The following is an 11,069-nucleotide window of genomic DNA, read 5'->3' as shown; positions in this document are numbered from 1 at the left end:
ACAACCCAGGAAGTTTTAATCGTAAAGATTGGTTCGGATGAAGCTGGAACAGTGACCAAAAAAGTGATTAATTAAAAGAATGGTTTGTTTAATTATTATATCCCTTTCGGTGGACGAAAGGGATTTTTTTTGATATCAAGTGAAGTGTTTTTTTTAGTAAGATTGATTGGGCTGGGATTAATAGTCAAATTCCCGTTTTGTTTGTTGTTTAGCAGTAAGGAGTTTCTAAACTACAGTAACGAGAAATCATTTGGAAGTAGTAATAATTCTATGTGAAGTAAGAATCGTTTCGATTTACTCTGACGGAGCGGGAGGTGATGCGGGTGTAGTCATTAGATTGAGTAAATTTTATTTCCTTGTAGAAATGACAAAAAGAGTTCAATTTTAAAAAAACCTTTAAAGAGTCTTGTCTTGAATTTAGAAAAGAAACAAAATGAGAAATTATGCGATTATTTTTTGACTCTAAAGAAGTTTTTAGTTTTGTTTTGGCGAAAAAATATCAATAATTTATTGCCTATTTTTTTGCGATTTATCAATTAAAATCCTGTAAATACTCTATTTCTGTAAATATTTTCTTTTTATAAGTTAAAAATCATGATTATTCCGTAATTTAGTATTAATTTACACTCCCGTTTATTGTTAAGGGAACATTAAGTTTATTCTTTTTTGCAAAATGATAATATACAATTATTGGATTGAGGATTTAAGAGGGTTTACATTTGCTCCAAAGATTTTAATATGTCATTTATAGGCAAATAATTAAGAATGGCATTGTTCTGGGTGGGAATCGGGGACAGTAAATGTCAATTGATGATAGTTTTAGTATTGGAACAAATGCATCTTATACAATAGTGGAATACAAAATATTTATACCAAGAACAGTTTATAATTAAATACCGCGATTTATGAATAACTTTACCTCAGCTTTTTTTACCGCAAAAAGCAAATTAACATTTAAATGGGCGTTCGCGCTCTTTGCTATTCTGTTGTTGAATACACAAGTGGGTTTTGGGCAAACAAATAATTATTTTGGAACTGCCGGTACGCTTACTGGTAGTGTATGGAATACAAATCCTGCGGGGCCTTATACTTCAGCTTTAGTAACTACAGGTGGTCCCGTATTGAATTTTAATAACGCAGGAAGTGCAACGGGGGCGACGATTGCAACATGTGTTGGGATAAATTTTGGTGCTGCTATTACTTGGGGTGCTGGTGGTACTATTGGGGCTGCTGGAATAAATTTACCAATAAGTGTTTCTTCTGGGATTAACCAAAATTTAGCCGGACAATCTTTTTCGACATCGGGAACGTCTGCTATTACTAAAAATGGTGCCGGTGAATTAGCTATGGCTGGAGGGACTTTTGCGGGTGGTTTTACTCTCAATGCGGGTATATTGGCTGCGGGTGGTACAAATGCTTTGGGTAATGGTGCACTTACAATAAATGGCGGTACAATATCAGGTACTGCAACAAGGACTTTTGCTGGAAAACTAACAGGAATTACCGTTGCTAATGATTTCACTTTAGGGGCTACTACAGGACTATCCCTTACTACTGCTAATTTAACTTTTGACGCCACAATGGCTCTTGGGGCAGCAACTAGAAAAATAACCGCAGGCGGAACAGGAGTTTATACATTGGGTGGTGTTATTAGTGGTACAGGTACAGCTGGTCTAACTTTTGATTCAACCGCCGCCGGTACTTTAACACTAACAGGTGTAAATACATATCCAGGATCTACCACTGTTTCTAACGCAGGATCAGGTGGGGGGCAGCTAAGATTGAATCCATCTGGCAATTTAAACTTATCAGGAGCCTGTGTCTTTAATGGAGGAACTTTATCTACTACTGGTATTGCGAGTACAAGAACAATTACATTTTCTTCTTTAGACATATCAAATAACTCTACTCTTGCTTTGTTAGCAAGTACAGATCATACGGTAACGTTTACGGCTAGAGGGACGTTTACAAGCGGTAAAACATTAACAATAACTGGATGGACGGGTAGTTATGTACTAGGAACAACTAGTGCAGTTACTGCGGCTCCAAAAGTGTTTATTGGTAGTACAGCTTCGCTTACAGCTGCAGAATTGGCACAAATTAGATTTAATAACGGCACAAATAATTTTGCAGCAACTCAACTGAGTACTGGAGAGATTATACCAACAACTAGTTTGGTGATTTCTGCAATTGGAAATCAAACTGCAGGAACTGGTTTTAATGTGACTGTGTCTTCTAAAGATTTGGATGGAAATCTAAGGGCGTTAACTAATTCAACAGGAATTGCGCTAACATCGACAACTGGCGGTACAATTGGTGGTACAACAACAGGTATCATAAATGCAGCTGCAAGTGCAGTAACAATTTCTGGAGTTACTTTAACATCTGGAACAGCACAGACTATTACAGCTACTCGTTCTTCTGGTGACAAGCCAATTGCTGGCACAAGTGCGACTTTTGATGTAGCCTCTTCAGCAACAATAACTGGTGCAGCTACAGCAACCGCATTTACTACGACTTATGGTACCGCATCCACGGCACAATCTTTTAATATTTCGGGAACAGGTATGAGTGCGGGTATTACCGTTACTCCTCCTACCGGATATGAAGTTTCGCAAACAAGTTCAACAACTGGCTTTGCAGGAAGTGCGACTGCTATCGTTGTAGGTGCGGCAGGAACAATTGTTTCTACACCTATATGGATTCGTCTGGCGGTCACGGCTCCGGTTTCCGGAACCTATAATTCTCAAAATATTGTGCTTTCGAGTACATCGGCTACATCAGTGAATATAACTACTGCTGCAAGTGGTAATGCCGTTGCTGCTCAAGTATTAACGATTACGGGAATGTTGGGTGTAAACAAAACCTATGATGCCACTACGGTCGCCACCTTGTCAGGAACTGCAGCCTATTCGGGCTTGGTTAATGGCGACAATCCTTCGGTTGCCGGCACTCCAACTGCTAACTTCGGAACGGCAACAGTTGGAACGGCAAAAACAATTACCGTTACGGGATATACGGCCCCAACAGGAAATTATACGGTAACACAACCCAGCCCATCAGCTGATATTACTGCTAAAACACTAACCATTACGGGATTGGCCGCGGTAAGTAAAGTGGCAGATGGAACGACAACGGCTACCTTATCGGGAGCACCTTCCTTATCAGGAGTGATAGCTGCCGATAATTCAAATGTAACTTTAGGGGGAACCTATTCTGCCAACTTTTCCCAATCCACAGTTGGCACGGGTTTAGCGGTAACCGTTACGGGGTATACCATCAGTGGTACGGCATCAGGGAATTATACGTTGACTCAGCCTACAGGTTTAACGGGTGATATCACATCTGCTCCAGTTCCGGTAATTTCAAGTGCTTTAACTGCTTCAGCAACTTATGGCGTGGCAGTTTCGACTTATACAATTACCGCTAGCAATTCGCCTACTTCTTACTCTGCAAGCGGTTTACCGGGCGGTTTAAACATCAATACATCGACTGGTGATATTACGGGAACTCCAACGGCTGTGGGGACATTCAATGTTACAATCGGTGCGACCAATGCGGGTGGACTAGGAACGGATACCTTGGTTTATACCGTGAATCCTAAAGCATTAACGGTAACTGGGCCAGCTGCAACGAATAAAGTTTATGACAGAACTAATGCTGCCACCATTACAGGAACCTTATCTGGAATAGTAGGAGGGGATGTTGTTACCCTTAGCGGAACAGGAACTTTTGCCTCTGCAAATATTGGTTCAGGAATTGCCGTAACTTCAACTTCAACTTTGGGAGGTACCGATGCAGCTAATTATTCTTTAACACAACCAACGGGTTTAACGGCAAATATTACGGCTAAGGCACTTACCGTTACAGGAGCAACTGTAACGAGTAAAACGTATACAGGAACAAACTCAGCAACTATTACTGGTGCTATTTTGGTAGGAATTGTTTCGCCTGATATGGTAACGGTTAGCGGTAATGGTACTTTTGCTTCCGTAAACGTAGCCACTGGTATTTCGGTGACACCTGCATTAAGTTTGGCTGGTGCTGATGCCGGAAATTACACTTTGACCCAACCTACATTAACTGGGGATATTACGCTTGCACCTTTAACCATTACGGGATTGACAGGCGTTAATAAAGTATATGACGGAACCACTTCGGCTTCATTTACGGGTACTGCCGCTTATTCTGGTTTACAAAATTCAGAATCATTCACAGTATCAGGAACGCCAACTTCCAGTTTCGCAACTGCGACAGTGGGTGCCGCAAAAACAATAACGGTGAGTAGTTATACGACCGCTTCTTCTAATTATTCTTTAACACAACCTTCATTAACTGCCGATATTACTGCCAAAGCCTTAACCATGTCAGGATTGACGGTGCCAGCGAGTAAAACGTATGACGCAACGACTACCGCTGTCGTGAGTGGTACTCCTGCTCTTCAGGCTGCTGTCACTGCAGGAACGGGAACATCAGTAGATGGCAAACCTTATACTGGCGACACCGTTAGTATTTTAGGAACGGCAACTGGAACCTATAATAATGCCAATGTGGCAAGTGCTACCACTGTTACTTTCGGAGGGTTGAGTTTGACAGGGGCTCAGTCGGCAAATTATACTTTGACGATTCAGGGTACTGCTTCTGCTACCATTACAAAAGCCAATCAGGCGATTACTTTTGGGGCATTGCCAAATAAAACCACTGCCGATGTCGATTATGGTCCTGGAGCAACATCGGCAACATCAGGCACGAATGCAATCACTTATGTAAGTTCTAACACTGCTGTCGCAACTATAGTTTCAAATCAAATTCATATTATAGGTGCTGGCTCAACCAATATTACCGCTTCTCAAGCCGGAAGTGCTAACTATAATGCAGCGTCTGATGTAGTGCAGTCACTAACGGTGACTTTGGTGCCAATAGCAATATATCAGCACAATTTTGGGACTACGGCAATTGCTACCCATCCTTATACTGTTTCGCCAACTGCAACCCCAGTATCTGGAGTTTTGGATGCAAATCTTAGTAATTCTTCTTGGTCAAATGGGGCTTCGGTATGGACGAGTTTTGCCGGAAGTGTAGGGCAAGCAATTGCATCTTCATCTATAAGTGCATCAACACCTTGGACGCTGACATTTGATGTTGCAGCGGGATATAATTTATCTGTTTCTTCATTTAATTTTTGGAGACAATCAAGTCAAGCAACTAATACTTGGGCAATGACTATCAATGGAATTAGTGTTGGTTCTGGCACAATTCCAACTTCTGGAGCGGTAATAGGAACTACAAATGTTTCTAATCCTGTATCTGGTTTAACAGGTACTGTCACTGTTGTGTTGACTTTTGGAGGTACTCTTACAGGTTCGATGAGATTAGATGATTTTACTTTAAATGGTAATGTAGTTTCTGTTGGCACGATTACCACTGGTACAGTAGCTACCAGCATATGTGCTGGAGCCACCAGCGTGAGTGTGCCATTTACCTACACACCTTCAGCAAATTTCCCTAACGGGGTAGCCACGTTCACTGCTCAATTGTCTAATGCGTCCGGTTCTTTTGCATCCCCTGTTACTTTGCAATCGGTAACTTCTAATGCTTCAGGTTCACAATCTATTTCAGCAACCATTCCATCTGGTACTGTTACTGGAACGGGTTACCGAATCAGGGTGGTATCTGCATCGCCTATCGCAACCGGAACCGATAACGGAAGTAATATCACCATCAATTCCTCAACCACAAGCATTGCTCCTGGGACGGTTCAGAACATTTTGACTTCTGCCAATGGAACCGTGCTTACTGTAACTGAAGGTTCTACGGCAACCAGTAGACTATGGAAATACGGAACAGCTTTTGGTGGTCCTTACGGAACTTCCACTGGAGTAACAGCCACAACATACACCCCTAATTTTGTTTCTGTAGGAACGTATTATGTGATTTGTGAAACTACTTATCCCTCTCCCTGTGGTAGTGTGGTTACTTCTAATGAGGTGCAGATTAATGTAACAGCTCCCGCTCCTGAAATTAACCTACAAGGAAATAGCACCTCTATTTCAAGTGGTGACCTGAGTCCAACTACTGCCGACCACACCGATTTTGCTTCCGTGAGCTGGGGTTCTGCATTTACCCGAACTTTTACGATTCAAAATATTGGATCCGCGACGCTTAACTTAACGGGCACACCATTGGTGCAGCTTTCGGGTTCATCTGCATTCTCGGTAACTACTCAGCCAAGTGCTGCGACAATAGCCGGTTCCGGTAGCCTTACTTTTGTGGTTACATTTACTCCGACATCTATTGGAGTTCAAAATGCCACCGTGAGCATTTCAAATAATGACAGTGATGAGGGGACTTATACTTTTGGGATTACCGGGACGGGAAATCCTAGTAATTTGTCTGATATTATTGCTAATGCCACTTATTTATCATCAGGATATAATTCTAATATTCCCTACACCACTTATCAAGCTACAACTATTTCTAACACTGGAAGTGGAGCTAATGGAAGTATTGACTTATTCAAATTTGATATTAGAGATGGTGCCGGAATTGCCGACGCAGATGGTTTACCAACAATATTAAGTAGTATTACATTTAATGTTACTAATAGTGCTAACATTAGGGCAGCAGCTTTGTTTAATGGGAATACTTTAGTTAGCGCAACGCCAACCATTAATACGGGTGCTGGTACTATTGCTTTCTCGGGATTGTCAGGTGCAAACGTAACTGCAAATGATGGTGCAACAAACAGTTTGACGCTTCGGGTTTCATTCTTGGCAACGGTTACGGATAACCAACAATTTGCAGTAACCATTGCAAATGCAAATGTTGCAGTAGCTGGAAGTAATACTTCGTCGTTATTCTCTTCCTTCACGAGCGCAGTTTCCAGCACCACTTCAGACAGAAATAGAATTGAAGTCACTGCCGATAGATTGGTTTTTGCACAACAGCCATCAACAACGGCATTTAATACCGCTATGACTCCTGCGGTAACGGTATCGGCTAATGATAGTAATGGGAATAGAGATTTAGATTATGTAGGGAGCATTGCTATTACCTCGACAGGAACACTTACCGGAACTCCCGTAAATGTAAGTGCCGTAAGCGGATTAGCATCTTATGCCTCCTTAACTCACACGGTATCAGGAACGGGTTTAACTCTAACTGCAACTACGACTGGTTTGGCATCTTCAAATACAATAACAAGCGGAACTTTTGACATTACAAGTGTTCCTGCAAACAGTTATAGAACAACGGGAGCAACTACTTGGGCTAGCAATGCCTCAGGACCGTGGGAAAAATTAATAGGAGGGGTATGGACAGCAAATAATTCCCCGATTTTTGCTTCTACAGATAATATATATATCCGTCATGCTGTATCTGTTCCCAGTTGTTCTCCTTCCTCGATAATAGTTGAAAATGGAGGTACATTGACAAATACTGGATCCTCAACTTATGGTGCTGTAAGAGTTGAAACAGGAGGTGTTTTACAAATTAACGCCGCTCTTGCAGTAACTGCATCAGGTGCATTTACGGTGCAATCGGGTGGGAGGGTAAATATTAATAACGCAACTACTACTGGGGCAAGTGCTTTATGGAATGGGACAGAAGACTTTCAGGATGGCTCAATTGTAGATATTCAAAACTGGAGCTATGGATCTGGTACAGGGTTTAGATTAATTCAAAATCCAAGTATCATTTCTGCAAATGCTGATGGTTATTATTTTGGAAATTTAACGATAAGTGGTGCGCCTTCTAGTTTATTTGTTGTGGTTGAAGGTTCTCAAACCATTAATTTATGTAAAAATAATTTTACTGTTGGTGTCACCGGAAATAACGTTGCTCTAACTAATTCAGCAGCTAATGTAACTGTAGGCGGAAATGTAATTGTAACTGCAGGACAATTAAGTATGGCCGCGACAACAAATGGAACTCCAGTGATTACAATTTTAGGAAATATCACTCCAACGGCGGGAATCATTAACTTAAATCAAAATTCATCAGGGAGTTCAGCATCAACGGTTTATTTAAAAGGGAATTTAAGTATTCCATCCGGAGCGACCTTAAATAATGCCGATCCAGGCAGTAAATTAGTTTTTTCGGGAACTACTGGTACGCAAACAATAAGTATTGCTGGAACACTAGGAACGAATACTGTTTTTGAAGTGGGTGACGGAACAAATCCATCTATTGCCCAACTAATTAATCAGAACTGGGCACTTACCAACGCATCAAATAGCGTTACCGTAAAAGCAAATGGGATTCTCGATTTTAATGGTAGAGATATTACTGGTTTAGGTGATTTCTTTTTAGATGCAAGTGGCACTTTAAAAATAACGTCAGCAAACGGAGTGAATGCTACCGGGAATAATACAGGAAATGTTCAAAATACGGCTACCAGAACACTTTCTCAGTCAGGGTACTTTCATTATACAGGTAATGTGACTCCCCAAAGTACCGGTAATGCGATGACTTCTGGCTCAACGGGCAAGAGAATCATTATAGAAAAAACCAATGCTACCGATGTGGTAAATCTCACGCAAAGTACTGGTAGCACGGATCGATTGGAAATCATTCAGGGAATATTTGTAGAAACTAACGCTTCAAATGTTACAGGTTCGGGTGCGCTGATTATGAGCGGCGGAACATATAAGACAGCGGTGACTAGCGCCAATGTACCTCAATTATCAGGAACATACACCTTGTCTGGGGGGACTATTGAGTTGAATGCAGCTGGAGCTCAAGTATTGAAAGGTGCACAAAATTATAGAAACTTAACCTTTTCCACAAGTGGCACTAAAACTGTTTCGTCAGCTCCGACTTCCATAACAGGGACGATAACCGTAGCCGATAGTGCCATTCTGGATGTTGGGACAAACACCATGGGGGGTGCAGGAACAAATTTGACTATGACCGGAACCAGTAGATACAAGACGGCCGGGACTGGAACCAAACCCGGTGCTCAAGGAACTTATACTTTAGGTTCAGGAACAACGGTGGAGTTTGCTAACGTTGCGGCAACCCAACAGGATGTGAGATTATCAAAGATGTTTTATCATATTGATATTTCTGGATCAAATGTAGGAAATAGTTCTGTAGCTACTGGAATTACGATGCAGTCGGGGGCAGTATTTACGGTCAAAAGCACAGGGACATTCAAGCTGGCCAGTCCGAATGGTTTTACCGGGGCAAGCAACACTTCTGTGAGTAGCACGAACACTCCAACAGTTACTTTAGAAGCAGGTTCGACCGTGGAGTACAATGGAGGTGCACAAACGATTACGAGTGTTCCGAATTATAAAAACCTAACGGTTTCTGGAACGGGTGTAAAGACGGTAGTTTCAACTGCAACAACGATCAATGTTGATGAGGATTTGAATATTACGGCGGCAACGTTAACGGTCGATCCGTTAAAAAACTTTAAAGTGACCAACAAAGTGAGCAATACCGGAGGGACATTCAATATTGAAAACCAAGGGAATTTGGTTCAGGTCAATAATATTGCCAATGTGGGAAGTGTCAATTCAAAAAGAAACAGTTCGTTGTTATATTTGTTGGATTATACTTTATGGTCATCTCCAGTAGCAGTTCAAAACTTGTTTGACTTCTCGCCAAATACGGTGTCAACTCGATTTTACACTTACGATAGTGCTACGAATCTTTATGCTCCTATAGCTTCAACAAATAATTTTAATGTTGGACAAGGCTATTTAATCAGGGTTCCTGCAACATTTTCGGCAGCTACACCAGCTATTTATAATGGCTTGTTTGCTGGGGTTCCTAATAATGGAGATATTACGTATCCTATGTCTTTAGGGTATAATGCAGTTGGTAACCCCTATTCGTCACAAATCAACTACATGGATTTTATAACTGCAAATCCAGCAATTACCGGAACGCTCTACTTTTGGAGAAAAAAGAATAATACCTTGGTTTCTAGTTATGCAACGTTAACAAGTTTAGGCTATGTTGCGAACGCTGTACCCGGTGGAGATACTGGAAGTACATATTATAATGCAACATTGCCTTCTAATTGGGTTCTCAACGTGGGACAAGGATTTATTGTTCAGGCAACAAGTGCTACGTCATTGGTTTTTAATAATGCGATGAGAAGAGGACTTGACAATGGCAACCAATTTTTTAGAAATTCAAATGTAGCTATTTCAGACGCAAGCGTTTATTGGCTGAATTTGACTAATGCCAGTGGATTTTTCAATCAATTGGCGGTAGGATACACTGCAGAAGCAACACTAGGTATTGATAGGGGAATTGACGGATTAAATAATAACAGTGCTAATTACTTATGCAGTATTGTTGAAGGAACTCCATATGCCATTCAAGGGCGTCCTGAATTTACGGCAAGTGATATTGTTCCTTTAGAATTGAAGATTTCCAGCGCAGGGAATTATTCAATAGCTATTGATCATTTAAAGGGTTTGTTTCAAAATCAAGATATTTTCTTGAAAGATAAGTTGACTAATGTAACTCATGATTTGAAGGCAGGCTCTTATTCGTTTGCTTCTGAAGCGGGGAGTTTTAGTAGTCGCTTTGAGTTGGTATATCAAAACGCTTTAACAACCCAACAGCCTAACTTTAATGAGAATAGCGTGGTGGTGTACAAACAAAATCAAGAAATCATCATCAATACAGGGAATGTGCTGATGTCTAACGTGAAAGTTTATGACATTAGAGGCCGACTGTTGGTTTCAAAAAACAACGTCAATGCTACGCAAACCACATTGTTTGCTGGAGCAACCCAAGAAGTTTTAATCGTTAAGATTGGTTCGGATGAAGCTGGAGTTGTCACCAAAAAAGTGATTAATTAAAAACAACATTGCCTTTAAAAAAGGTGTCTAGATTAGATAAGAACCTCGGAGTCAAAATTACCCGAGGTTTTTTTGGCAATTTTTTTGAATAGATGGTGTTTATCTATATTATACCTGGCCGTTTATCAACATTGATTCTTCTTAATATAAGTCAAAAAGGGAGATATTACTTTAGCCATAAAAAAAATAGTAACAGATCTTTCTTGTTTTATCCTTCAAAATAAATCAAAATAAAAGAGCCAGTTT

General features: G+C 40.8%; 1 protein-coding gene. It reads left to right on the top strand.

Going from position 1 to position 11,069, the window contains the following annotated elements; genetic code table 11:
* Window positions 1-905 precede the first annotated feature (905 nt).
* The gene (locus tag DB895_RS12500) at window positions 906-10,823 is read left to right on the top strand and encodes a YDG domain-containing protein (RefSeq protein WP_116725702.1); all 9,918 of its coding nucleotides are present in this window, start codon (window positions 906-908) and stop codon (window positions 10,821-10,823) included.
* Window positions 10,824-11,069 lie beyond the last annotated feature (246 nt).

Source organism: Flavobacterium psychrotolerans (genome assembly GCF_003097635.1).
Lineage (GTDB): Bacteria > Bacteroidota > Bacteroidia > Flavobacteriales > Flavobacteriaceae > Flavobacterium > Flavobacterium psychrotolerans.
The sequence above is the reverse complement of the archived record's forward strand: the minus strand, read 5'-3'. Positions and strand labels throughout refer to the sequence as shown.

Excerpts from the sequence above, each read along its gene's own strand:
- DB895_RS12500 (WP_116725702.1), top strand. The coding sequence starts at position 906 with ATGAATAACTTTACCTCAGCTTTTTTTACCGCAAAAAGCAAATTAACA.